Below are 24,836 nucleotides of genomic sequence, written 5' to 3'. Positions count from 1 at the left end.
GGGTAGGCCATGACCACCATTGTCGTGACCGGCCACATGGACCTGACGGACGAGTCCGCGCCGCTGGTGCGGGCGGCGGCCGACGAGGTGCTCGTCATGCCGCACGAGACGGCGAACCGGCAGGCGTACGAGAGCGCGAACCGGATGCTCCTCGCACGCGCCGAGCGGCTCGTCGCCGTGATGGAGGCCCGGAGCGCGGGGCTCCCCGTCGATGTTGTGTGGCCGGAGGGCGCGGCTCGGCGGCAGTATGGGGCGACAGAACGCGAAGGCCGCTGCCCCCCGAGGGCAGCGGCCTTTCGTGTGCGGGGTGCGGAGGGGGTCAGAGGACCCGGACCGCGCCGGTGGGCTGGTCGTAGGAGAGGGGACGCTCCACGACGCCGGAGGAGGGGTTCTGCGCGCCGACGAACATGCCGTCGCCGACGTAGACGCCCACGTGGTACGCGCTGCCCGCGCTGCCCCAGTAGAGGATGTCGCCGGGCTGGAGGTTGTCCAGGGAGACCTGGGTGCCGGCCGTGGACTGGTCCTGGGAGACGCGCGGCAGGCTGATGCCGACCTGCTTGAACGCCGTCTGCACCAGACCGGAGCAGTCGTACGCGGACGGGCCCGTGGCACCGGAGACGTACGCCTTGCCGACCTGGGACTTCACGAACGACACGATGGACGCGGCCGAACCGGTCGCGCTGGACGAGCCGGTGATGGTGCTGCTCGCGCCGGTGCTCGCGCTCGCGGCCAGCACGGTGCGCTCGGCGTTGCGGGTGGCGCGGGCGGCGGCCTGCTTGCGGGCCTCCTCCTGCGCCTTCTTCTTCGCCTCGGCCTTCTGCTTGGCCTCGGCGAGGTCCGCCTTGGCCTGCTTCGCGGCGCTGGCGGCGGCCGCGTCACGCTCGGCCTGCAGCTCGTAGTTCGCGGCCGCCTGCTGGGTGGCGTCCGCGGACTGCGCGACCTGGGTGGCCACGTCGGCGGTGAGGGTGGGGAGTTCGAGCGTCTGCGTCACGGGCTCGGCCTCGGCCGCGTTCGCGTAGCCGGCCGCTCCGGCGACCGCCAGGGTGCTGAGAACGCCGCCGGCGACGCCGGTCCGCACGACGATGGACGACGCGCTGCGGCGGGGCTTCCGGTGGCTGCGTATGTGAGCGGTGTGGGACATGGGAACAACCGGTACCAGGGGCTCCTTCATATCTTCAACAAACGTGTGCTGCGCCACAATTGTTCAATCGGTTCCCCGAAACCTGGTCGCGTCACTCTTTATTGACGCCGTAACGGACATAGCGGACGGGGCCCATTGGCCCGTTGATCACGGTCTTTGATCATTACGTCCGAATTGCCCCGCGCTTACCATCGGTTGGGGTCGATGGCCAAGCCCGGTTCCGGAACGGCCGGTACCGGTGTGGCGGAGGTCACGGAACGGTCACCGGAGCGGTCGCGTCCGCGACGAACGGCCGCGCGGCCGGAGTTCGTGAACGCGCGCACGCGCTCCGGCCTCGTCCACATCGCGCCCCGGATCTCCCTCCGAGGTGTGAATGTCCCGCACTAGCAGTCAGGTGCGTCCAGCACCAATTTGCATGCGCCGGAACTCTCTTGATATTGAGGCACCCCCTCCGCACCTCCTCTGGCCTGCGCGGACGAGCAAGATTGTCACTTCTGGTGATCAACTGAACGCTTCGCGTACGAAGATCACCCATCCTCCGCCTTCATGATCCTTCGTCAGGTGGTGGAGATCACAAAGCTTGTGCAATACCCCGTGTCGCAGATCACAGAGCGTCGGGCATAGGATGCGGAGCAGTTGGGCTTGTGACCTGCTTCACATGTTCTCGATCTTCGCCGGGACGGGTGGGGTCAGTGGGACGGGAGAGGCGGCTGTGAGCCCGTGATCCGCCACCAGTCAATGCCGACTGAAGGGAGCGAGGAGCGGTGAACGCGTACGCGCCCATCCTCGTACTGGGAGCCCTCGGGGCAGGCTTTGCGATCTTCTCCGTGGTCATGGCCGCGCTGATCGGTCCGAAGCGCTACAACCGCGCGAAGCTCGAAGCCTACGAATGCGGCATCGAGCCGACCCCCACGCCGGCCGGCGGCGGGCGCTTCCCCATCAAGTACTACCTGACGGCGATGCTCTTCATCGTCTTCGACATCGAGATCGTCTTCCTCTACCCCTGGGCCGTCACCTTCGACGCGCTCGGGGTCTTCGGGCTCGTGGAGATGCTGCTCTTCGTGCTCACCGTCTTCGTCGCGTACGCGTACGTATGGCGGCGCGGCGGCCTGGAATGGGACTGAGGGGCCTTTAAGTCATGGGACTCGAAGAAAAGCTGCCGAGCGGCTTTCTGCTGACCACCGTCGAGCAGGCCGCGGGCTGGGTGCGCAAGGCGTCCGTCTTCCCGGCCACCTTCGGACTCGCCTGCTGCGCCATCGAGATGATGACCACCGGCGCCGGACGCTACGACCTCGCCCGCTTCGGCATGGAGGTCTTCCGCGGCTCACCGCGCCAGGCCGACCTGATGATCGTCGCGGGCCGGGTCAGCCAGAAGATGGCACCGGTGCTGCGGCAGGTCTACGACCAGATGCCCAACCCGAAGTGGGTCATCTCCATGGGCGTCTGCGCGTCCTCGGGCGGCATGTTCAACAACTACGCGATCGTCCAGGGCGTCGACCACATCGTCCCGGTCGACATCTATCTCCCCGGCTGTCCGCCCCGCCCCGAGATGCTGCTGGACGCGATCCTCAAGCTCCACCAGAAGATCCAGGGCACCAAGCTCGGCGTCAACGCCGAGGAAGCCGCCCGCGAGGCGGAGGAAGCCGCGCTGAAGGCCCTGCCCACGATCGAGCTGAAGGGGCTGCTGCGGTGAGCGACGACAAGGGCACCAACGGCGTCAACCCCGAGAAGGACCTCTCGGCCTCCAACCTCCCCGGCCAGCGCGGCCAGGGCGGCGAGGAGATCCGCGTCCAGCGCGGCATGTTCGGCGCCAACAACGGCGGCGACACGTCCGGCTACGACGGCCTGGTCCGCTCCGTCCGCCTGCCCGGCCCGTCGAACCGGCCCTACGGCGGGTGGTTCGACGAGGTCGCCGACGAGCTGGAGGGCGCGCTGGAGGAGCAGGGCCTGCTCCCCGAGAACGCCATCGAGCGGACCGTCGTCGACCGCGACGAACTGACCTTCCACGTCGAGCGCGAGCACCTGGTCCGCGTCGCCCGCACCCTGCGCGACGACCCGGCGCTCCGCTTCGAGCTGTGCACCGGCGTCAGCGGGACGCACTACCCGAGCGACAAGGGCCGCGAGCTGCACGCCGTCTACCACCTGCGCTCGATCACCCACAACCGGCTGATCCGGCTGGAGGTCAGCGCCCCCGACGCCGACCCGCGCATCCCGTCCCTGGTCGCGGTCTACCCGACCAACGACTGGCACGAGCGCGAGGCGTACGACTTCTTCGGGATCGTCTTCGACGGCCACCCGGCCCTCACCCGGATCATGATGCCGGACGACTGGCAGGGCCACCCGCAGCGCAAGGACTACCCCCTCGGCGGCATCGCCGTCGAGTACAAGGGCGCCCAGATCCCGGCTCCGGACCAGCGGAGGTCCTACTCGTGAGCACTCCCCACGCGTCAGCGCGCGAGACCACCGAGGGCACCGTCTACACGGTCACCGGTGGCGACTGGGACGAGGTCGTCCAGTCCGCGGCCAAGGCGGACGACGAGCGCATCGTCGTCAACATGGGTCCCCAGCACCCGTCCACCCACGGAGTGCTCCGGCTCATCCTGGAGATCGAGGGCGAGACGGTCACCGAGGCCCGCTGCGGCATCGGCTATCTGCACACCGGCATCGAGAAGAACCTCGAGTACCGCACGTGGACGCAGGGCACCACCTTCGTCACGCGCATGGATTACCTGACGTCCTTCTTCAACGAGACCGCCTACTGTCTCGCCGTCGAGAAGCTCCTCGGCATCGAGGACCAGATCACCGAGCGCACCGACATCATCCGGGTGCTCCTGATGGAGCTGAACCGGCTGTCGTCGCACCTGGTGTGCATCGCCACCGGCGGCATGGAGCTGGGCTCCACCACGATCATGATCTACGGCTTCCGCGACCGGGAGATGATCCTCGACATCTACGAGCTGATCACCGGCCTCAGGATGAACCACGCGTACATCCGCCCCGGCGGACTCGCCCAGGACCTGCCGCCCGGCGCGGTCGACCAGATCCGCGAGTTCATCAAGAAGATGAAGAAGAATCTCCCGGAGTACGACAAGCTCGCCACCGGGAACCCCATCTTCAAGGCCCGTATGCAGGACGTCGGCCACCTCGACCTGGCCGGCTGCATGGCGCTCGGCGCCACCGGCCCGATCCTGCGCTCCACCGGCCTCCCGCACGACCTGCGCAAGGCCCAGCCGTACTGCGGCTACGAGAACTACGACTTCGACGTGCCGACCGCCGACACCTGCGACTCCTACGGCCGCTTCCTGATCCGGCTTGAGGAGATGCGCCAGTCGCTGCGGATCATCGAGCAGTGCCTGGACCGGCTCCAGCCGGGCCCGGTCATGGTCGCCGACAAGAAGATCGCCTGGCCCGCGCAGCTCGCGCTCGGCCCGGACGGGCTCGGCAACTCCCTGGACCACATCAAGAAGATCATGGGCACCTCCATGGAGGCCCTGATCCACCACTTCAAGCTGGTGACCGAGGGCTTCCGGGTCCCGCCGGGCCAGGCGTACGCGGCCGTCGAGTCGCCCAAGGGCGAACTCGGCGTGCACGCCGTCTCCGACGGCGGCACCCGCCCCTACCGGGTCCACTTCCGCGACCCGTCCTTCACCAATCTGCAGGCCATGGCGGCGATGTGCGAGGGCGGCCAGGTCGCCGACGTCATCGTGGCCGTGGCGTCCATCGACCCCGTGATGGGAGGCGTCGACCGGTGACCACCTCTTCTTCCGAGCGGGGCGTCGGCCTGGGCATGCCGGAACTGCCCCCGCCCGCCTACCCGGACGACGTCCGGGCCCGGCTGGAGACGGACGCGCGCGAGGTGATCGCGCGCTACCCCGACTCCCGCTCCGCCCTGCTGCCGCTGCTGCACCTCGTGCAGGCCGAGGACGGCTACGTCACCCGGACCGGCATGAAGTTCTGCGCGGACGTACTGGAGCTGACCACCGCCGAGGTCACCGCGGTCGCCACGTTCTACTCCATGTACCGCCGCAAGCCCTCCGGCGACTACCAGGTGGGCGTCTGCACCAACACCCTGTGCGCGGTCCTGGGCGGCGACGCCATCTTCGAGACCCTCCAGGAGCACCTGGGCGTCGGCAACGGCGAGACCACCGGCGACGGCAAGGTCACCCTGGAGCACATCGAGTGCAACGCGGCCTGCGACTTCGCGCCGGTCGTGATGGTCAACTGGGAGTTCTTCGACAACCAGACCCCGGCCAGCGCCACCCGCCTCGTCGACGACCTGCGCGCCGGACAGCCGGTGGAGCCCACCCGCGGGGCCCGGCTGTGCACCTTCAAGGAGACCGCCCGCATCCTGGCCGGCTTCCCCGACGAGCGCCCCGGCGCCGTCGAGGAGGGCGGCAGCGCGGGCCCCGCCTCCCTGGTCGGCCTGCGCCTGGCCAAGGGCGAGGCGCATCCCGCGCGCGTGGTCCACCCGCGCGACGCCGCTCCGCAGGAGGAGGACACGGTGCACGAGCCCTCACCGGCCGAGCGCCTCAGCTCCCACGACCCGGTCGACACCTCGGCCTCCGACCCGGCGCACCCGTCCGGCCCGACCGCAGAGGAGGGGGAGTGATGACCGTGGTGACCGACGTCAAGGACGACACCAGCCCCGAGAAACTGCTCGCCCCCGTCCTCTCGGCCTTCTGGGACGAGGACCGCTCCTGGTCGCTGGACGTCTACCGGCGGCACGACGGCTACGAGGGCCTGCGCAAGGCGCTCGCCATGTCCCCGGACGACCTGATCGCCTACGTCAAGGAATCCGGCCTGCGCGGCCGCGGCGGCGCGGGCTTCCCGACCGGCATGAAGTGGCAGTTCATCCCGCAGGGCGACGGCAAGCCGCACTACCTCGTCGTCAACGCCGACGAGTCCGAGCCCGGCACCTGCAAGGACATCCCGCTCCTCTACGCCAACCCGCACAGCCTCATCGAGGGCATCGTGATCGCCTGCTACGCGATCCGCTCCGCGCACGCCTTCATCTACCTGCGCGGCGAGGTCGTCCCCGTCCTGCGCAGGCTGCACGAGGCGGTACGCGAGGCGTACGAGGCCGGGTTCCTCGGCCGGGACATCCTCGGCAGCGGACTCGACCTGGAACTCACCGTGCACGCGGGCGCGGGCGCGTACATCTGCGGCGAGGAGACCGCGCTGCTCGACTCGCTGGAGGGGCGCCGCGGCCAGCCTCGGCTGCGGCCGCCGTTCCCGGCCGTCGAGGGGCTATACGCCTGCCCCACCGTGGTGAACAACGTCGAGTCGATCGCCTCGGTTCCCGCGATCATGCACCAGGGCAAGGACTGGTTCCGCTCGATGGGCAGCGAGAAGTCGCCCGGCTTCACGCTGTACTCGCTGAGCGGGCATGTGGCGAGCCCCGGCCAGTTCGAGGCGCCGCTCGGCATCACCCTGCGCCAGCTGCTCGACATGAGCGGCGGCATGCGCCCCGGCCACCGGCTGAAGTTCTGGACCCCCGGCGGCTCCTCCACCCCGATGTTCACCGACGAACACCTGGATGTCCCCCTCGACTACGAGGGCGTCGGCGCCGCCGGTTCCATGCTCGGCACCAAGGCGCTCCAGTGCTTCGACGAGACCACCTGCGTGGTGCGGGCGGTCACCCGCTGGACCGAGTTCTACGCCCACGAGTCCTGCGGCAAGTGCACGCCCTGCCGCGAAGGGACGTACTGGCTCGTGCAGTTGTTGCGCGACATCGAGGCGGGCAAGGGGGCGATGTCCGACCTCGACAAGCTCAACGACATCGCCGACAACATCAACGGCAAGTCGTTCTGCGCCCTGGGCGACGGCGCGGCCTCGCCGATCTTCTCCTCGCTGAAGTACTTCCGCGAGGAGTACGAGCAGCACATCACGGGCCGGGGCTGCCCCTTCGACCCGGCCAAGTCGACGGCCTGGGCGGACCGCCCGGAGGTGAACGCATGACCGTGACCACGAATGCCCCCTCAGGAGGGGGGCAGGCGGCGGTCCCGCCGGAGGACCTCGTCACGCTGACGATCGACGGCATCGAACTCAGCGTGCCCAAGGGCACCCTGGTCATCCGGGCCGCCGAGCAGCTCGGCATCGAGATCCCGCGCTTCTGCGACCACCCCCTGCTGGACCCGGCCGGGGCCTGCCGCCAGTGCATCGTGGAGGTGGAGGGCCAGCGCAAGCCGACGGCGTCCTGCACCATCACCTGCACCGACGGCATGGTGGTGAAGACGCAGCTCACCTCGCCGGTCGCCGAGAAGGCCCAGCACGGGGTGATGGAGCTGCTGCTCATCAACCACCCGCTGGACTGCCCGGTCTGCGACAAGGGTGGCGAGTGCCCGCTGCAGAACCAGGCCATGTCGCACGGCAACGCCGACTCCCGCTTCGAGGGCCGCAAGCGCACCTACGCCAAGCCGGTGCCGATCTCGACGCAGGTGCTGCTGGACCGGGAGCGGTGCGTGCTGTGCGCCCGCTGCACCCGGTTCTCCAACCAGGTCGCGGGCGACCCGATGATCGAGCTGATCGAGCGGGGCGCGCTCCAGCAGGTCGGCACCGGCGAGGGCGACCCGTTCGAGTCGTACTTCTCCGGCAACACCATCCAGATCTGCCCGGTCGGCGCGCTCACCTCCGCCGCCTACCGGTTCCGGTCGCGCCCCTTCGACCTGATCTCCTCGCCGTCGGTGTGCGAGCACTGCTCGGGCGGCTGCGCCACCCGTACCGACCACCGGCGCGGCAAGGTCATGCGGCGGCTCGCCGCCAACGACCCGGAGGTCAACGAGGACTGGGTCTGCGACAAGGGCCGCTTCGCGTTCCGCTACGCCCAGCTCCGCGACCGGCTCGACACCCCGCTGGTCCGCAACGCCGAGGGCGTGCTGGAACCGGCCTCCTGGCCGGAGGCGCTGGACGCGGCCGCGCGGGGCCTCGGTGCCGCCCGCTCCCGTGCCGGGGTGCTCACCGGGGGTCGGCTGACCGTCGAGGACGCCTACGCGTACAGCAAGTTCGCGCGGGTGGCGCTCGACACCAACGACATCGACTTCCGCGCCCGCGTGCACAGCGGCGAGGAGGCCGACTTCCTGGCCGCCCGGGTGGCGGGCCGGGGCCGTGACCTCGACGGCACCGGGGTCACGTACACCGCGCTGGAGCAGGCGCCCGCCGTGCTGCTGGTCGGGTTCGAGGCCGAGGAGGAGGCGCCCGGCGTCTTCCTGCGGCTGCGCAAGGCGTGGCGCAAGCGCGGCCAGAAGGTGTACGCCCTGGCCACGCACGCCACCCGGGGCCTGACGAAGGCGGGCGGCACCCTGCTGCCCGCCGCACCCGGCACCGAGCCCGAGTGGCTGGACGCGCTGGCCGGTGGGGTCGGCCTGGAGGAGGCGGGCACCGGAGCTGCCGAGGCGCTGCGCGCCGAGGGCGCGGTGATCGTGGTCGGCGAGCGGCTCGCGGGCGTCGAGGGCGGTCTGACGGCCGCCGCGCGCATGGCCGCCGCGACCGGCGCCCGGCTGGTGTGGATTCCCCGGCGGGCGGGGGAGCGCGGCGCCGTCGAGGCGGGCGCGCTGCCCTCGCTGCTGCCGGGCGGCCGCCCGGCCACCGACCCGCGCGCGCGGGAGGAGGTCGCCGCCGCCTGGGGGCTGGCCGAACTCCCCGCCCGCTACGGCCGCGACACCCAGCAGATCGTGGAGGCCGCCGCCACCGGCGAGCTGTCCGCGCTGCTCGTCGCCGGGGTGGAGGTCGCCGACCTGCCTGACCCGGCACGCGCGCGTGAGGCGCTCGACAGCGTCGGCTTCCTGGTCTCGCTGGAGCTGCGGCCCAGCGAGGTCACCGAGCGGGCCGACGTGGTGCTGCCGGTCGCGGCGGTGGTCGAGAAGGCGGGCACCTTCCTCAACTGGGAGGGCCGGGTCCGCTTCTTCGAGGCCGCGCTCAAGCCCGACCAGATGACCCGCCGCCTCGCCCCGGCCGACGCCCGCGTCCTGCAGATGCTGGCCGACGCCATGGACGTCGGCCTGGGGCTGCCGGACCTGCGTACCGCCCGCGCGGAGATCGACCGGCTCGGCGCCTGGACCGGGGCCACCGCCGCCGACCCGCTGCACGACGGGGCCGCGCTGCCCCGACCGGCCGCCGGGGAGGCCGTGCTCGCCGGACACCGGCTGCTGCTCGACCTCGGCGTCCTCCAGCAGGGCGACGAGGCGCTGGCCGGGACCCGGCACGCCGCCCACGCGCGCGTGTCCGCGGCGACGGCCGCCGAGGCGGGCGTCAAGGACGGCGACGCGCTCGCCGTCACCGGCCCCGCCGGGACCACCGAACTCCCGCTCCAGGTCACCGAGATGCCCGACCGGGTGGTCTGGCTCCCGCTGGACTCGGTCGGCCGCGGCGTCGCCTCCGACACCGGGGCCCGGCCCGGCTCCCTCGTCCGTATCGGCCCGGCGGCGCTCGCCGACGAGGCCCCCAAGGAGGTTCGAGGATGAGCCCGTTCCTCGCCGCTGAAGACCTCTCGCTGTTCGGCCGCGATCCCTGGTGGCTGGTCGTCGTCAAGGCGGTGTTCTGCTTCGCGTTCCTGATGCTGACGGTGCTGCTGTCCATCGTCTGGGAGCGCAAGGTCGTCGCCTGGATGCAGCTGCGCGTCGGCCCCAACCGGCACGGCCCCTGGGGCATGCTCCAGTCGCTCGCCGACGGCGTGAAGCTGATGCTCAAGGAGGACGTCGTCGTCAAACGCGCGGACAAGGTGATCTACGTCCTCGCGCCGATCGTCGCGGTCATCCCGGCCTGCATGGCGATCGCGGTGATCCCCTTCGGCCCCGCCGGCAACGAGATCTCGATCTTCGGCCACCGCACCACGATGCAGCTCACCGACCTGCCGATCGCGATGCTGTACATCCTGGCCGTCGCCTCGATCGGCATCTACGGCATCGTGCTGGCGGGCTGGAGCTCCGGCTCGACCTACCCGCTGCTCGGCGGTCTGCGCTCCTGCGCGCAGATGATCTCGTACGAGATCGCCATGGGCGCCGCGTTCGCCTCGGTGTTCCTCTACTCGGGGTCGATGTCGACCTCCACCATCGTTGAACAGCAGCACGACCGCTGGTACATCCTGCTGCTGCCGGTCTCCTTCATCCTCTACGTGATCACGATGGTGGGCGAGACCAACCGCGCCCCCTTCGACATGCCGGAGTCCGAGGGCGACCTGGTCGGCGGCTTCAACACCGAGTACTCGTCGATCAAGTTCGCGCTGTTCATGCTCGCCGAGTACATGAACATGGTGACGGTGTCGGCGGTGACCGCCACCCTCTTCCTCGGCGGCTGGCGGGCCCCCTGGCCCATCAGCACCTTCTGGGAGGGCGCCAACCACGGCTGGTGGCCGATGCTGTGGTTCGTCATCAAGGTCCAGCTGCTGCTGTTCTTCTTCATCTGGCTGCGCGGCACGCTCCCTCGCGTCCGCTACGACCAGCTGATGAAGCTCGGCTGGAAGGTGCTCATCCCGGTCTCGGTGGTCTGGCTGATGCTGGTGGCGACCGTGCGGGTGCTGCGCAACGAGAACTACGACTTCGCCGACATCGCGCTCTACGTCGGCGGCGCCGTGCTCGCCCTGCTGCTGATCTCCTTCATCGCCGACATGTTCCGCGACAAGGCCAAGGCCGAGGAGGCAGCGGCCCCGGAACCCGGATTCGATCCGCTGGCGGGCGGATTCCCCGTACCGCCGCTGCCCGGACAGCAGTTGCCCGCGGTGCCCAGGCGCCGTCCGCGCCAGGAGCGGGAACTGATTGTCAGTGGTGGAGTGGACACTGTCAGTGACGGAACTTCGGATGGAAAGGAGGCGTCCGATGGCTGAGGAGCCCAAGGAGACCGCACCCGGTTTCCAGAACCCCGTGGCCGGCTTCGCCGTGACCTTCAAGGCCATGTTCAAGAAGCGGCTGACCGAGCAGTACCCGGAGCAGAAGAAGACCACCGCTCCCCGCTTCCACGGACGGCACCAGCTCAACCGCCATCCGGACGGCCTGGAGAAGTGCGTGGGCTGCGAGCTGTGCGCCTGGGCCTGCCCCGCCGACGCCATCTATGTCGAGGGCGCCGACAACACCGACGAGGAGCGCTACTCGCCGGGCGAGCGGTACGGCCGCGTCTACCAGATCAACTACGCCCGCTGCATCCTGTGCGGCCTGTGCATCGAGGCGTGCCCGACCCGCGCGCTGACGATGACCAACGAGTTCGAGCTGGCCGACTCCAGCCGGGCCAACCTCATCTACACCAAGGAGCAGTTGCTCGCCGGTCTGGACGAGGGCATGGTCGACTCCCCGCACGCGATCTTCCCCGGCACCGACGAACAGGACTACTACCGGGGCCTGGTGACCGAGGCCGCCCCCGGCACGGTCCAGCAGGTGGCCACCTCCAAGGGCGAGAAGCCCGAGGAAAAGGAGGTGGAGGCATGAGCACACAGCTCGCCGCCTACTCCACCTCCACCGGAGAAGCGGTCCAGTTCTGGATTCTCGGCAGCGTCGCGGTGATCGGCGCCCTGTGCACCGTCCTGATGCGGCGGGCCGTGCACAGCGCGCTCTGCCTCGCCGGGACCATGATCGTCCTGGCGGTGTTCTACCTCGCCAACGGCGCCTATTTCCTGGGGGTCGTGCAGATCGTCGTCTACACCGGCGCGATCATGATGCTGTTCCTCTTCGTGGTGATGCTCGTCGGCGTGACCGCCGCGGACTCGCTGAAGGAGACCATCAGGGGCCAGCGCTGGCTGGCCCTGCTCTGCGGGCTCGGGTTCGGCGTCCTGCTGCTGGGCGGCATCGCCAACGCCTCCCTGACCCAGTTCAACGGCACCGGCCAGGCCAACGCGGGCGGCAACGTGGAGGGCCTGGCGACCCTCATCTTCACCAAGTACGTCTTCGCCTTCGAGCTGACCGGCGCCCTGCTGATCACCGCCGCGATCGGCGCCATGGTGCTCACCCACCGCGAGCGCACCGAACGGGCCAAGACCCAGCGCGAACTGGCCGCCGAGCGGGTCCGCGAGAACAAGAACGTCCCCCCGCTGCCCGCCCCCGGCGTCTACGCCCGGCACAACGCGGTGGACATCGCGGGCCTGCTGCCCGACGGCACCCCCGCCGAGCTGAGCGTCAGCCGGACGCTGCGCGAACGCGGCCAGATCCGGGACGTCTCCGCACAGGCCCTGGTCGACCTCAAGGCGCTGGAACAGCGTGCCGAGGACCGCCTGGAGCGCACGGAGAACGCACCGGCCACCTTCAAGCGGACGGAGGACGCGGCCCAGTGAACCCCGTCAACTACCTCTATCTCGCGGCCCTGTTGTTCACCATCGGCGCCACCGGCGTGCTGATCCGGCGGAACGCGATCGTGGTGTTCATGTGCGTGGAGCTGATGCTCAACGCCTGCAACCTCGCCTTCGTCACCTTCTCCCGGATGCACGGCAACCTCGACGGCCAGATCATCGCCTTCTTCACGATGGTCGTCGCCGCCGCGGAGGTCGTGGTGGGCCTGGCGATCATCGTGTCGCTGTTCCGCACCCGCCACTCGGCCTCGGTCGACGACGCCAGCCTGATGAAGCTGTAAGGGGTCGGAAGAATCGTGGAGAACCTGATCGCGCTGCTCATCGCGGCGCCCCTGCTCGGAGCCGTCGTGCTCCTGCTCGGTGGCCGGCGCCTGGACGCCGTCGGCCACTGGGTCGGCACCCTGCTGTCGACCGCCTCCTTCGGGATCGGCCTCGTCCTCTTCGCCGGGCTGCTCGGCGAGGACCCCGAGCACCGCACCTGGACCCAGCACCTGTGGAACTGGATCTCGGTCGGAAACTTCCAGGCCGACGTCACCCTGCGGCTCGACCAGCTGTCGATGACGTTCGTCCTGCTGATCACCGGGGTCGGCTCGCTGATCCACCTGTACTCCATCGGGTACATGGAGCACGACGAGCGGCGCCGCCGCTTCTTCGGCTACCTCAACCTGTTCCTCGCGGCGATGCTGCTGCTCGTCCTCGCGGACAACTACCTCCTGCTGTACGTCGGCTGGGAGGGCGTGGGCCTCGCCTCGTACCTGCTGATCGGCTTCTGGCAGCACAAGCCCAGCGCCGCGACCGCCGCGAAGAAGGCGTTCCTGGTCAACCGGGTCGGCGACGTGGGCCTGTCCATCGCCATCATGCTGATGTTCACCACCTTCGGCACCTTCGCCTTCGGCCCGGTGCTGGAGAACGCGGGCCAGGCGTCCGAGGGGCGGCTCACCGCGATCGGCCTGATGCTGCTGCTCGCCGCGTGCGGCAAGTCGGCCCAGGTGCCGCTGCAGTCCTGGCTCGGTGACGCCATGGAGGGCCCGACCCCGGTCTCGGCCCTGATCCACGCGGCCACCATGGTCACGGCGGGCGTCTACCTCATCGTCCGCTCCGCCGCGATCTTCAACGGCGCCCCGGACGCGCAGCTCGTCGTCACCGTCGTCGGCGGGGTCACCCTGCTGTTCGGTGCGATCGTCGGTTGCGCCAAGGACGACATCAAGAAGGCGCTGGCCGGTTCGACCATGTCGCAGATCGGCTACATGGTCCTCGCGGCGGGCCTCGGCCCGATCGGCTATGTCTTCGCGATCATGCACCTGGTCACCCACGGCTTCTTCAAGGCCGGGCTGTTCCTCGGCGCCGGTTCGGTGATGCACGGCATGAACGACGAGGTCGACATGCGCAAGTACGGCGCCCTGCGGAAGTACATGCCGATCACCTTCGTCACCTTCGGCCTCGGCTACCTGGCGATCATCGGCTTCCCGGGGCTGTCCGGCTTCTTCTCCAAGGACAAGATCATCGAGGCGGCCTTCGCCAAGGGCGGCACCGAGGGCTGGATTCTCGGCGGGGTGGCCCTGCTGGGCGCGGCGATCACCGCGTTCTACATGACCCGCGTGATGCTGATGACGTTCTTCGGCGAGAAGCGCTGGCAGGCCGATGCGGAAGGCCACGAGCCGCACCCGCACGAGTCCCCGAAGACCATGACGATCCCGATGATCGTGCTGGCCGTCGGCTCGGTGGCGGGCGGTGCCTTCTTCGACATCGGCGACCGCTTCCTGCACTGGCTGGAGCCGGTCACCGGGCACAGCGAGGGCCACTCCCCGCTGAGCGCGCTCACCGTCACCGGAGCCACCATGGTCTGCCTGGTCGTCGGCGTGGGCCTGGCCTGGGCGCAGTACGGCCGCAAGCCCGTACCCGCCGTGGCCCCGCGTGGCTCCGTGCTCACCCGCGCCGCCCGGCGCGATCTCTACCAGGACGACTTCAACCATGTCGTGCTGGTGCGCGGCGGCGAGCACCTGACCCGCTCGCTGGTCTATGTCGACCACACCCTGGTCGACGGTGTCGTCAACGGCTCGGCGGCCGGTTTCGGCGGCCTGTCCGGGCGGCTGCGCCGCGTCCAGAACGGCTTCGCCCGCTCCTACGCGGTCTCGATGTTCGGCGGCGCGGCCCTCCTGGTCGCCGCGACGCTGCTGATGAGGGCGGTCTGATACCGATGTCCTTTCCTCTCCTGACAGCGACAGCGCTACTCCCGGCGCTCGGGGCGGTGGCCACGGCCGCCGTACCGGCGAGGCAGCGCACCGCCGCCAAGTGGCTGGCCCTGCTGGTCTCCCTGGCCACGCTCGCGCTGGCGATCGTCGTCCTGGTCCGCTTCGACCCGGACGGCGCCCGCTACCAGCTCACCGAGTCGCACTCCTGGATCAGGGACTTCGGGGTGCGTTACGAGCTGGGCGTGGACGGCATCGCGGTGGCCCTGATCGGGCTGACCGCACTGCTGATGCCGTTCATCGTGCTGGCGGGCTGGCACGACGCCGACCCGCTGGAGACGGGGAGCAAGCGGTGGCGGCCCACGCAGGGCTTCTTCGCGCTGATCCTGGCCGTCGAGGCGATGGTGATCATCTCCTTCGAGGCGACCGACGTCTTCGTCTTCTACATCTTCTTCGAAGCCATGCTGATCCCGATGTACTTCCTCATCGGCGGCTTCGGAGACCGGGCCCACAGCCAGGGCGAGGAGGCGGCCTCCACCCAGCGGTCGTACGCGGCGGTGAAGTTCCTCCTCTACAACCTGGCCGGCGGCCTGATCATGCTGGCCGCGGTGATCGGCCTCTATGTCGTCGCCGGGAGCTTCAGCCTCCAGGAGATCGTCCAGGCGCGGGCCAACGGCTCGCTGACCATGGCGACCAGCACCGAACGCTGGCTGTTCCTCGGCTTCTTCTTCGCCTTCGCGGTGAAGGCGCCGCTGTGGCCGCTGCACACCTGGCTGCCCAACGCCATGCAGGAGTCCACCGCGCCGGTCGCGGTGCTCATCACGGCGGTGGTCGACAAGGTCGGCACCTTCGCCATGCTCCGCTTCTGCCTCCAGCTCTTCCCGGAGGCGTCGAAGTGGGCGACCCCGGTGATCCTCGTGCTGGCCCTGATCAGCATCGTCTACGGGGCGCTGCTCGCGGTCGGCCAGCGGGACATCAAGCGGCTGGTGGCGTACGCGTCGATCTCGCACTTCGGCTTCATCGTGATGGGCATCTTCGCGATGACGACCCAGGGCCAGTCCGGCGCGACCCTCTACATGGTCAACCACGGCATCTCGACGGCCGCGTTGATGCTGGTCGCCGGGTTCCTGATCTCCCGGCGCGGCTCCCGGCTCATCGCGGACTACGGCGGTGTGCAGAAGGTCGCCCCGGTGCTCGCGGGCACGTTCCTGATCGGTGGCCTGGCGACGCTGTCGCTGCCCGGACTGGCGCCGTTCGTCAGCGAGTTCCTGGTGCTGGTCGGCACGTTCAGCCGGTATCCGGTGATCGGGATCATCGCCACCCTCGGCATCGTGCTCGCCGCGCTGTACACGCTGGTGCTGTACCAGCGCACGATGACCGGCCCGGTGAAGCCGCAGGTCTCGGCGATGCCCGACCTGAGGATGCGTGAGGTGCTGGTCGTGGCGCCGCTGATCGTGCTGCTGGTCTTCCTGGGCGTCTATCCGAAGCCCTTGACGGACATCGTCAACCCGGCGGTCAAGCAGACCATGTCCGACGTCCATCAGAAGGACCCCAAGCCCGCGGTGGAGGCGGCCAAGTGAGCGCAGTAGCCGTCCACAGCCTGTGGACAACGGCGGCCGATCCGATCTCCAAGATCGACGCGCCGAAGATCGAATACGGACAATTGTCGCCGACGCTGATCGTCTTCGGCGCCGCCCTCATCGGGGTGCTCGTCGAGGCGTTCGTGCCGCGCCGCTCCCGGTACTACGCCCAGGTGTTCGTCTCCGCCGTCGCGCTGTGCGCCGCTTTCGCCGCGGTCGTCGCCCTCGCGGCGGGCGGGTACGGCACCACCAAGGCGCACATCGCGGCCATGGGCGCGGTCGCGGTGGACGGACCGGCGCTGTTCCTCGAGGGCACGATCCTGCTGGCCGCGCTGGTCGGCCTGTTCACCTTCGCCGAGCGGCGGCTCGACCCGGCGGCGCACGGCAACCGGGTCGACTCCTTCGCGGCGCAGGCCGCGGCCGTACCGGGCGGTGCGGGTGAACAGGCGGCGGTGAAGGCCGGGTTCACCACCACCGAGGTGTTCCCGCTGCTGCTCTTCGCGGTCGCGGGCATGCTGGTCTTCCCCGCGGCGAACGACCTGCTGACGCTGTTCGTCGCCCTGGAGGTGCTCTCCCTCCCGCTGTACCTGCTGTGCGCGCTGGCCCGCCGCAAGCGGCTGATGTCGCAGGAGGCCGCGGTCAAGTACTTCCTGCTCGGCGCCTTCGCCTCGGCGTTCACCCTGTTCGGCATCGCCCTGCTGTACGGCTACGCGGGCTCGGTGTCGTACGCGCGCATCGCGGCCGTCGTGGACGGCACGGTCAGCGGGGTCGACCCGGCGCTCGCGGACACCATGGGCAATGACGCGCTGCTGCTGATCGGCATGGCGCTGCTGGTGATGGGCCTGCTGTTCAAGGTGGGCGCGGTGCCGTTCCACATGTGGACCCCGGACGTGTACCAGGGCGCCCCGACCCCGGTGACCGGCTTCATGGCGGCGGCGACCAAGGTGGCCGCGTTCGGCGCGCTGCTGCGGCTGCTGTACGTGGTGCTGCCGGGGCTGCGCTGGGACTGGCGGCCGGTGATGTGGGGCGTGGCGATCGTCACCATGCTGGCCGGTGCGATCGTCGCCATCACCCAGACCGACATCAAGCGGCTGCTGGCGTACTCGTCCATCGCGCACGCGGGATTCATCCTCGCCGGTGTGATCGCCACGACCCAGGACGGTGTCTCGGCGGTCCTCTTCTACCTCGCCGGGTACTCCTTCGTGACGATCGGCGCCTTCGCCGTGGTCACCCTGGTCCGTGACGCGGGCGGCGAGGCGACGCACCTCTCCCAGTGGGCCGGGCTCGGCCGTCGCTCACCCCTGGTCGCGGCGGTCTTCGCGGTCTTCCTGCTGGCCTTCGCCGGTATCCCGCTGACCAGCGGTTTCGCGGGGAAGTTCGCGGTGTTCCGGGCGGCGGCGGAGGGCGGTGCGGCCCCGCTGGTCGTGGTCGGCGTGATCTCCTCGGCCATCGCCGCCTTCTTCTACATCCGCGTGATCGTCCTGATGTTCTTCAGCGACCCCAAGCCGGACGGCCCCACGGTCGCGGTCCCCTCCCCCCTGACGATGACCGCCATCGCGGTCGGCGTCGCGGTGACGGTCGTGCTGGGCGTGGCCCCCCAGTACTTCCTGGACCTGGCGGGACAGGCGGGGGTGTTCGTCCGCTGAACCTTGCTCCTGGGTCCGGTCTCCGACAAGGGGGCCGGACCCAGTGGTGTGCGGGGACCGCTAATCGCCCCTCTCCCACCAGGTCTCGAACCGTCGTACCCGCTCGTCCACGCGTTCGCCCACGGTCAGGCTGGTCTCGTAGACGCGTGACGGATCGCCGTCCGCCGGAGTGGTCTCGTAGCTGATGGCCCGGTCGAAGACGACGAAGTTCTTCACCGCCTCCCGCTGCTCCCAGGTCTCCAGCGTGGACAGCACCAGTACCCGGATCTCGAAGCCCAGGCTCCGCTGCCAGGCCCGCAGCTCTTCCACATCGGCGTCGAGGTCCGCCGGGGTGCCGAGGATGAGCAGCCGCCGTACCCGGACGCCCCGTGACACCGCCTGCTCCTGGGCGGTCACGTAGTGGCGGCCGAGGTCGGTCCCCCAGAAGTCCCGGTCGACCGAGGTGCTCGCCGCGTCGATGGACGCCCCCGCGCACCGGGCCAGGCCCAGCAGCCAGTCGCGGTCCTCGCCCGGGTAGTCCGCGTGATTGCCCCGTAGCGATTCCATGAGGTTGGCCAATCGCCGTACCTCGGCCCGGACGAACGTGTACAGGAGGTCGGGACGGCCAGGTTCGAGTTCCGCGACGTTCCGTGCCAGGCGGGTGACCTCGCCGGAGCCCACGGGAGAGGTGTCCAGCCGGGAGATCAGCCGGGTCGTGTCGTTGAAGCCGGTGAGGCCGTCGTCCAGCCGCCGTTCGAAGTCCGCGAGCTGCTGGACGATGAGGGTCGCCCCGGCGATGAACACGGACAGGGTGATCTTCCAGATCTCGGGCTGGTCCGTGAGGTTGGTGATCAGGTAGGTGACGCCGCCCAGCAGGGCGGTGACGGCGACTCTTACGACTACTTCGGATATCCGGCGCGTCCGCCGCATGGCTCCCCCGATGTCACTGTCGACGACGATGCTGACGTGGGCGCCGGGAGGTGCGTCGCGGCCCGCCGGGGACGCCCGTGCCCGGCAGCGAGTACAGAACAAGCAGGTCACGGACCCGCTGGGCGAGCGACTGCCACTGGCGGCTGAACCCCGGCGTCCGCTCCAGCGCCTCCCACAGCGGCAGGAGCCGGGGGTCCGGCCGGGCCGCCGGCATCCACAGGTGCAGCAGGTGAGCGGCGGCCGCGCGCAGGAGTTCCTCCGGCGCGCTTCCCGGCGGGGCCTCGTCCAGCAGGCCGGTCAGGACCGTCAGCAGCCAGTCGTGCAGCGCGAGGTCCGCGCAGAAGGCGGCGATGACGGGCGGTTCGATCTCGGCGGGCAGACGCAGTTCCACCGTCCGGTGTCCGACCCCGGCCAGGGTGAAGCGGACGGTCGGCGCGGGGGACCCGTCGGCGGGCCGCAGCGCCACCCACCGCAGCCGGGTGCACGGGGTCGGCAGAGGCGGCCGGTGGTCGAGCAGCGGATGGCCCAGGACCTCGGTGAGCAGCCCCTCCGCGATCAGACCGAGGTCCAGTTCGTCCGGTCGGCAGGTGGTGAGGAGCCCCTGGGCGACGGCCGGTTCGGGGAGTTTGCCGAGCGGTTCGACCACGCCCGGCCGTGCGAGGTAGTGCCACCACGGCCGGCGGCTGCCGGGGCCCAGGAGGGGCACGCTGGTGAAGGCGTCGGCCTGGACGACCCGTCCCTCGGTGACGGAGGCGCGGGAGACCACCGTGCCCACTGCGCGGATCTTGGTGCCGTCGGCGGTGGGCAGGGCGCAGTCGACCCCGGTGAGCAGGGAAGGGGACTGCGCGTGCCGGTCGGGGCGCGCGGAGAGCGTGACGGGTTCCCCGAGGCGCAGGCCCAGCAGCCGGGCGGTGTCCTCGGCGGACAGCGGCCGGGACGCGGGCAGCAGGCAGGTCCGCACCTCGCCGCAGCGGAGCACCACCGGCGCCAGGCTCGGGGCGGACACCATGTCAGGGGCCGGGGTAGAAGACGTAGCCGGCGCGTTCGGCGACCGAGGCGGGCAGGCCGATGCCCTCGTCGTCGGCACGCCGCGAGGTCTGCGCGAGGGCTACGGGGTCCACGTCCGTCTGGTCGAGGACGACCATGACGGCGTGCTCGACGGGCAGGAACCGGTACGGCAGCAGGGAGCAGGTGCGGTAGGCGGCGAAGGGTTCGGCGGCGGCGTCGACCTGGAGGAGCGCCGGGAGTTCGTCCCAGTCGCCGGGCAGTGTCCGCCCGTCCCAGAGGGCGGGCCGCAGGACCGGCGAGCCGTCGTGCCGCAGCAGTCCGAGGCGGAGCAACTGCCATACGGCGGCCAGGAAGGCGCAGGACCAGGTGCGCACCGGGCCTTCGTCGTCCCAGAGTTCGGTGTCCAGGAAGACCGAGTGCCGCCGGGCCAGGGTCTCCTCGGGCGGCTGCCAGGTCTCGTGGCCCACCAGGCCGGTGGGGCCGCGTCTGCCGTTGGCGAGCCAGCCGGTCCGGCGGGCCGGCGGCCGTCCGCCGTTGCTGCCCGGCGGGGGCGACTCGACCAGCCGGTCCGCCACGGATCGGGCCAGTTCGAAGCCGTCGGCCACCGCGCAGCCGGACTCCCGCACCAGGTAGTCGATGGTCAGGCCCGCACGGGCCGCCTCCGCGAGCAGCGGCGGCACGACGTCGGCGGGGGAGGAGAACCGGGAGAAGTAGTCGTCGATCAGGAAGCAGGTGCTGATCCGGGGCCGCCGTCCGGCCGTCCCCACCGCGGCGGCCGCGGCCGCCGCGTCCGCCCAGGGGCGGGCGAGGGCGAAGTGCTCCCGCAGCCGCTCCGGTCCGCGTTCGAAGTCCTCCAGATAGAGGTGGCCTATCTCCAGCGAGAGATGGGACAGCGGAACGGACTGGGTGCGCGGCTCCGCCGTGGTCTCCCGGAACACGTCCTCGATCACGCATCCCCCAGGTGCTCGTCCGCTAACGGGTGTCGTCCCGGCGCCGGCCGCAGGCCAGGATCATTCCCAGGTAGCCCTCGCGCAACGCATGACCGTCGTGCAGGCGCGTGATCGTCAGGTCGTCCGCCGCGTACGGGGCGAGGCTCGCGGCCACCGCCCGTTCGTCCACGCTGCAGGACGGGAAGAAGTGACCGCCCACGCGATAGCCCCGCGAACCGGCCATGAAGGCGGCGGCGAAGGGCGCGCCGGGGAGCAGTGACTCGACGAAGCGCCGCACGCCACCCCGGAACACGTCGGGAGAGTCCGTCATGGACTCGGCGGTGAAGAACATGGTCCCGATACCCCAGCGCCCCTCGGGCAGCAGGAACAGATCCCCGTGCTCGACCCGGGCGCTCGCGCCCAGGCTGCCGCGCGGATCGGTGATCTCCCGGTACGGGCTGGCGGTGTTCAGTACGTCCCAGAACGCGTCCCAGCTCTCCGGGTAGCCGCCGGTGTGCCGCTGAAGCCACTCGACGTTGGCCGGGGAGAGGTCGAGCAGGGTGATCTCCGCACACCAGGGGAGCAGCATCAGGGCGGGGTACAGGTTCGGCCCGGAACCGACGTCGATGCCCGCGCGGGCGGACAGCGCGTCGTGACGCTCGAAGTGCCGACGGAAGAAATCACCGCATATGCGCATGATCGACGCGTCGTCCGCATGCAGCCGGCTGTAGTTGGCATCGACGTACGCCGCCGGATCGAAAGCCTCCCACAGAGGTGCTCCGACGACCTCGACGGCAGGGATCTCCGCCGCGTTACGCGTGCTTCGCTGATCCATCATCCGAGAGTAGGGCGGCCGGGGCGCCCTGGTCCGGCCCGTCCCGATCACGACCTCTTTTCGCCGTGGGCCTGTCCATATTTCGTCCCACGACGATTCCGAGAGGCAGGGTGCTGCCTGTGGAAAACTCCGGGTCTGTCCGTGGCGGCGCCTATGGTGGATGCGGTGGTCGAGGGACGGCGCACGGGGAATGGCGATGAGCGGGACAGGTGGGATCAGCGAGATGACGACGGTGACCGAGGGGCCGGGCGCGGAGCGGAGTGAGGCGCTGGCCACGCTGCACCGGGTGTTCGGGTACGACGCGTTCCGGGGTGAGCAGGAAGCGATCATCGAGCATGTGGTGGCGGGCGGTGACGCCCTGGTGCTCATGCCGACCGGTGGCGGAAAGTCGCTGTGCTACCAGATCCCGGCCATGGTCCGCCCCGGCACGGGCGTGGTCGTGTCGCCGCTGATCGCGCTGATGCAGGACCAGGTGGACGCGCTGCGCGCCCTCGGTGTCCGGGCGGGCTTCATCAACTCCACGCAGGGGTTCGACGAGCGGCGCACGGTGGAGGCCGAGTTCCTCGCCGGTGAGCTGGACCTGCTGTACCTGGCCCCGGAGCGGCTGCGCGTGGACGCCACGCTCAATCTGCTCTCCCGCGGCAAGATCTCCGTCTTCGCGATCGACGAGGCGCACTGCGTCTCCCAGTGGGGCCACGACTTCCGCCCCGACTACCTCTCCCTCTCCCTGCTCGGCGAGCGCTGGCCGGACGTGCCGAGGATCGCGCTCACGGCCACGGCCACCCGTGCCACCCACGAGGAGATCACGCACCGGCTGAACCTCCCCGAGGCCCGGCACTTCGTCGCCAGCTTCGACCGGCCCAACATCCAGTACCGCGTCATCTCCAAGGCCGACCCCAAGAAGCAGCTCCTCGCCTTCCTCCGCGAGGAGCACCCGGGCGACGCGGGCATCGTCTACTGCCTCTCCCGCAACTCGGTCGAGCGCACCGCCGAGTTCCTCACCGCCAACGGCGTCGCGGCCGTCCCGTACCACGCGGGCCTGGACGCGGCCGTGCGCGCCGACCACCAGTCCCGGTTCCTGCGCGAGGACGGCCTGGTGGTCGTCGCCACCATCGCCTTCGGCATGGGCATCGACAAGCCCGACGTCCGCTTCGTCGCCCACCTCGACCTGCCCAAGTCCATCGAGGGCTACTACCAGGAGACCGGCCGCGCGGGCCGCGACGGACTGCCCTCCACGGCCTGGATGGCGTACGGGCTCAACGACGTCGTGCAGCAGCGCAAGCTGATCCAGTCCGGCGAGGGCGACGAGGCGTTCCGCCGCCGGGCCGGTGCCCACCTCGACGCGATGCTCGCCCTGTGCGAGACCGTCCGGTGCCGCCGCGGCCAGCTCCTCGCCTACTTCGGCCAGAACCCGGACCAGGCGGCCTGCGGCAACTGCGACACCTGCCTCGCCCCGCCGGAGACCTGGGACGGCACGGTGGCCGCGCAGAAGGTGCTCTCCACCGTGGTCCGGCTCCAGCGGGAGCGCGGCCAGAAGTTCGGCACCGTGCAGATCGTGGACATCCTGCTCGGCAAGCGCACCGCGAAGGTGATCCAGTTCGACCACGACCAGCTGTCCGTCTTCGGTATCGGCGACGATCTGGCCGAGGGCGAATGGCGCGGCGTAGTGCGGCAGTTGCTCGCCCAGGGCCTGCTGGCCGTCGAGGGGGAGTACGGCACGCTGGTGATCACCGAGGCGAGCGGGGAGGTGCTGCGGCGCGAGCGCGAGGTGCCGCTGCGCAAGGAGCCGAAGCGGCCGACCGTGGCCCGCTCCTCCGGCCGGGAGACGCGCAAGGGGAAGTCCGCGGCGGCCGAGCTGCCCGCCGAGCTGGTGCCGGTCTTCGAGGCGCTGCGCGCCTGGCGCGCGGAGCAGGCGAAGGAGCAGGGCGTCCCGGCGTACGTCATCTTCCACGACGCCACGCTCCGCGAGATCGCCACCAGCCACCCCCGCTCGGTGCGCGAGCTGGGCACGCTGAACGGGGTCGGCGAGAAGAAGCTCGCCACCTACGGGGAGGGTGTGCTCGCGGTGCTCGAGGCCCAGGGCACCCCGGCCGGCGCACCGGAAGCGGCAGCACCCGAGGCCCCGGCTCAGGCCCCCGCGCCCGCAGCCGCTCCGGCACCCGCATCGGCCCCCGCCCCCGCCTCCGACCTCTACTGGCCCGAGGGCGAGGAGGAGCCGGAGCCGGACTGGTCCTGACCGGCCCTGTCCGGCCCTGACCGGCAGGGTCACGCCAGCGCGGTCAGCCCCGGCGCGAAGGTGATCAGCAGCGGCAGCAACGGCACCAGTGCGGCCAGGGCGGTGGTCAGCGCCCGGTGTCCGCGCCGCAGCCGGGGCGGCGGCTCCAGCAGCCGGTCCACCCGCTCCCCGAGCAGCCGCTGGCTGGAGGCGCAGGACAGCACGCCCCGGTGCTGGTTCAGCTCGATCAGGGCCAGCGCGGTGGTGACATGACCGCAGCGCCGGGAGGCGGTGTCGTCGGCGGCCAGCTCGACCAGCCGGTGCGTCTGGTCGCGGAAGTGGGCGAAGAGCGGGATGCGCGGAAAGCCCGTGGCGAGCGCGCTCGACAGATGCAGCAGCCAGTCGTGGTGGGCGCGGGCGTGGCCCCGCTCATGGGTGAGGACCGCGTCGATCTGATGCCCGGTGAGCCGGTGCAGCGCCCCCGTGGTCACCACCAGCTGGGCCGGATGGCCGGGCATCCACCAGGCGTCCGGGTACTCGTCCTCCAGCACCAGCAGCGGACCGCGCGCCGGGGGCAGCCCGGCGGGCAGGTCCGGCGCCCGCTCCCGCAGCTGTGCGCGGGCCGCCCCGCGCCGCCGCCGGGCCTCGGTCAGCTCGCGGCCCAGCATCGCCGTGGTCCACGCGGCGCCGGAGGCCAGCAGCAGGGTGAGGGCGGTGGCCCAGGCGGGCGCGGCGGACAGGTCGTAGGCGGCGGTGACGGCGGGCGGCGCCGGGGCGAAGACATGGTCGCGGACGGTGTGGAAGACGGCCGCCGCGCCCAGGACCAGCGCGGTCAGGCAGCACAGCAGCACCGTGGCGACCAGGCACTGCCACACCCACAGCGCCACCACCGGTTCCCGCTCCGGCCAGTCGGCGCGGGTCAGCGCCCGGGGCGCCGGTACGGCGGCCGTCAGGGCGAGAACGGTCAGCAGGAGCAGGCAGACGGTCATGCCGGGGCTCCGGTTCCTGGTCGGGCGTGCCTGGTCGGAAAGGGGTACGGCCCGCTGGGACGCGGGTGCGTGCCGCCCGGTTCGTATGCCGTCAGTATGACCGCCCCGGCCCGGCGAGGACAGGCTTAC

21 protein-coding genes and 1 pseudogene are annotated in these 24,836 nt (G+C 70.7%); 16 read left to right on the top strand and 6 right to left on the bottom strand.

Translation table 11 applies throughout. The features are described 5' to 3' along the window. Positions 1-9: 9 nt before the first annotated feature. Positions 10-243, top strand: a pseudogene (locus ACIPPM_RS17390) (hypothetical protein); the annotation flags it as partial. Positions 244-319: 76 nt separating this feature from the next. On the opposite strand, the gene ACIPPM_RS17385 reads toward ACIPPM_RS17390, so the two are convergent. Beyond that, positions 320-1,141, bottom strand: a complete 822-nt coding sequence (locus tag ACIPPM_RS17385) for a C40 family peptidase (RefSeq protein WP_401448307.1) — start codon at positions 1,139-1,141, stop codon at positions 320-322. Between the two features lie 764 nt (positions 1,142-1,905). On the opposite strand from ACIPPM_RS17385, the gene ACIPPM_RS17380 reads away from it, so the two are divergent. Genes ACIPPM_RS17380 through nuoN form a run of 14 tightly spaced genes read left to right on the top strand, consistent with a single transcriptional unit; the run spans position 1,906 to position 17,822 of the window. Further along, on the top strand, positions 1,906-2,265 hold the full coding sequence (locus tag ACIPPM_RS17380) for an NADH-quinone oxidoreductase subunit A (protein ID WP_030813697.1): 360 nt from the start codon (positions 1,906-1,908) through the stop codon (positions 2,263-2,265). A 14-nt stretch (positions 2,266-2,279) separates the two neighbouring features. Continuing rightward, the gene (locus ACIPPM_RS17375; protein WP_401448304.1) at positions 2,280-2,834 is read left to right on the top strand and encodes a NuoB/complex I 20 kDa subunit family protein; all 555 of its coding nucleotides are present in this window, start codon (positions 2,280-2,282) and stop codon (positions 2,832-2,834) included. Continuing rightward, the gene (locus ACIPPM_RS17370; RefSeq protein ID WP_401448302.1) at positions 2,831-3,574 is read left to right on the top strand and encodes an NADH-quinone oxidoreductase subunit C; all 744 of its coding nucleotides are present in this window, start codon (positions 2,831-2,833) and stop codon (positions 3,572-3,574) included. Before ACIPPM_RS17375 ends, ACIPPM_RS17370 begins: the two co-directional genes overlap by 4 nt. Next, positions 3,571-4,893, top strand: coding sequence for an NADH-quinone oxidoreductase subunit D (locus ACIPPM_RS17365; protein ID WP_401448299.1), 1,323 nt, complete (start codon positions 3,571-3,573; stop codon positions 4,891-4,893). The genes ACIPPM_RS17370 and ACIPPM_RS17365 overlap by 4 nt, the downstream gene beginning before the upstream one ends. Further along, entirely contained in the window at positions 4,890-5,750 is an 861-nt protein-coding gene (gene nuoE, locus ACIPPM_RS17360) for an NADH-quinone oxidoreductase subunit NuoE (protein WP_401448298.1), read from the top strand. The genes ACIPPM_RS17365 and nuoE overlap by 4 nt, the downstream gene beginning before the upstream one ends. Further along, positions 5,750-7,099, top strand: a complete 1,350-nt coding sequence (gene nuoF, locus ACIPPM_RS17355) for an NADH-quinone oxidoreductase subunit NuoF (RefSeq protein WP_393599228.1) — start codon at positions 5,750-5,752, stop codon at positions 7,097-7,099. The genes nuoE and nuoF overlap by 1 nt, the downstream gene beginning before the upstream one ends. Next, the gene (locus tag ACIPPM_RS17350) at positions 7,096-9,600 is read left to right on the top strand and encodes an NADH-quinone oxidoreductase subunit G (protein WP_401448295.1); all 2,505 of its coding nucleotides are present in this window, start codon (positions 7,096-7,098) and stop codon (positions 9,598-9,600) included. The genes nuoF and ACIPPM_RS17350 overlap by 4 nt, the downstream gene beginning before the upstream one ends. Next, positions 9,597-10,958, top strand: coding sequence for an NADH-quinone oxidoreductase subunit NuoH (gene nuoH, locus ACIPPM_RS17345; RefSeq protein ID WP_393599232.1), 1,362 nt, complete (start codon positions 9,597-9,599; stop codon positions 10,956-10,958). Before ACIPPM_RS17350 ends, nuoH begins: the two co-directional genes overlap by 4 nt. Beyond that, entirely contained in the window at positions 10,951-11,553 is a 603-nt protein-coding gene (gene nuoI, locus ACIPPM_RS17340) for an NADH-quinone oxidoreductase subunit NuoI (protein WP_401448293.1), read from the top strand. The genes nuoH and nuoI overlap by 8 nt, the downstream gene beginning before the upstream one ends. Next, positions 11,550-12,392 (top strand): NADH-quinone oxidoreductase subunit J, encoded by an 843-nt coding sequence (locus ACIPPM_RS17335; protein WP_401448290.1) that lies wholly within the window; start codon positions 11,550-11,552, stop codon positions 12,390-12,392. Before nuoI ends, ACIPPM_RS17335 begins: the two co-directional genes overlap by 4 nt. Next, complete coding sequence (nuoK, locus tag ACIPPM_RS17330; RefSeq protein WP_030742982.1) at positions 12,389-12,688, top strand: NADH-quinone oxidoreductase subunit NuoK; 300 nt, start codon at positions 12,389-12,391, stop codon at positions 12,686-12,688. The genes ACIPPM_RS17335 and nuoK overlap by 4 nt, the downstream gene beginning before the upstream one ends. 15 nt (positions 12,689-12,703) lie before the next feature. After that, positions 12,704-14,599, top strand: coding sequence for an NADH-quinone oxidoreductase subunit L (nuoL, locus tag ACIPPM_RS17325; RefSeq protein ID WP_401448287.1), 1,896 nt, complete (start codon positions 12,704-12,706; stop codon positions 14,597-14,599). A gap of 5 nt (positions 14,600-14,604) precedes the next feature. Beyond that, positions 14,605-16,176, top strand: a complete 1,572-nt coding sequence (locus ACIPPM_RS17320) for an NADH-quinone oxidoreductase subunit M (protein WP_401448285.1) — start codon at positions 14,605-14,607, stop codon at positions 16,174-16,176. Continuing rightward, a complete protein-coding gene (gene nuoN, locus ACIPPM_RS17315; RefSeq protein ID WP_401448282.1) occupies positions 16,173-17,822 on the top strand; it encodes an NADH-quinone oxidoreductase subunit NuoN in 1,650 nt (549 codons plus the stop codon). Before ACIPPM_RS17320 ends, nuoN begins: the two co-directional genes overlap by 4 nt. A gap of 60 nt (positions 17,823-17,882) precedes the next feature. Here nuoN and ACIPPM_RS17310 read toward each other — a convergent pair whose 3' ends face one another. Genes ACIPPM_RS17310 through ACIPPM_RS17295 form a run of 4 tightly spaced genes read right to left on the bottom strand, consistent with a single transcriptional unit; the run spans position 17,883 to position 21,503 of the window. Next, positions 17,883-18,731 (bottom strand): hypothetical protein, encoded by an 849-nt coding sequence (locus ACIPPM_RS17310; protein WP_401448280.1) that lies wholly within the window; start codon positions 18,729-18,731, stop codon positions 17,883-17,885. 13 nt (positions 18,732-18,744) lie between these two features. Next, positions 18,745-19,740 carry an SCO2521 family protein gene (locus ACIPPM_RS17305; protein WP_401448277.1) on the bottom strand — a complete coding sequence of 332 codons (996 nt, stop codon included), beginning with the start codon at positions 19,738-19,740 and terminating at the stop codon, positions 18,745-18,747. A 1-nt stretch (position 19,741) separates the two neighbouring features. After that, on the bottom strand, positions 19,742-20,689 hold the full coding sequence (locus ACIPPM_RS17300; protein ID WP_401448274.1) for an SCO2522 family protein: 948 nt from the start codon (positions 20,687-20,689) through the stop codon (positions 19,742-19,744). 22 nt (positions 20,690-20,711) lie between these two features. Then, on the bottom strand, positions 20,712-21,503 hold the full coding sequence (locus tag ACIPPM_RS17295; protein WP_401448272.1) for an SCO2525 family SAM-dependent methyltransferase: 792 nt from the start codon (positions 21,501-21,503) through the stop codon (positions 20,712-20,714). Positions 21,504-21,699: 196 nt separating this feature from the next. Between ACIPPM_RS17295 and recQ the strand changes: the two genes are divergently transcribed. After that, the gene (gene recQ, locus ACIPPM_RS17290) at positions 21,700-23,739 is read left to right on the top strand and encodes a DNA helicase RecQ (RefSeq protein ID WP_401448269.1); all 2,040 of its coding nucleotides are present in this window, start codon (positions 21,700-21,702) and stop codon (positions 23,737-23,739) included. A gap of 29 nt (positions 23,740-23,768) precedes the next feature. Here the strand turns inward: recQ and ACIPPM_RS17285 are convergent, their stop codons facing one another. Further along, complete coding sequence (locus ACIPPM_RS17285) at positions 23,769-24,707, bottom strand: M56 family metallopeptidase (RefSeq protein ID WP_401448267.1); 939 nt, start codon at positions 24,705-24,707, stop codon at positions 23,769-23,771. Positions 24,708-24,836: the final 129 nt, after the last annotated feature.

This window comes from Streptomyces sp. NPDC090119, from assembly GCF_044747085.1.
GTDB lineage: Bacteria > Actinomycetota > Actinomycetes > Streptomycetales > Streptomycetaceae > Streptomyces.
Note: the sequence above shows the minus strand (reverse complement) of the source record. Positions and strands in the feature narration are given on the sequence as shown.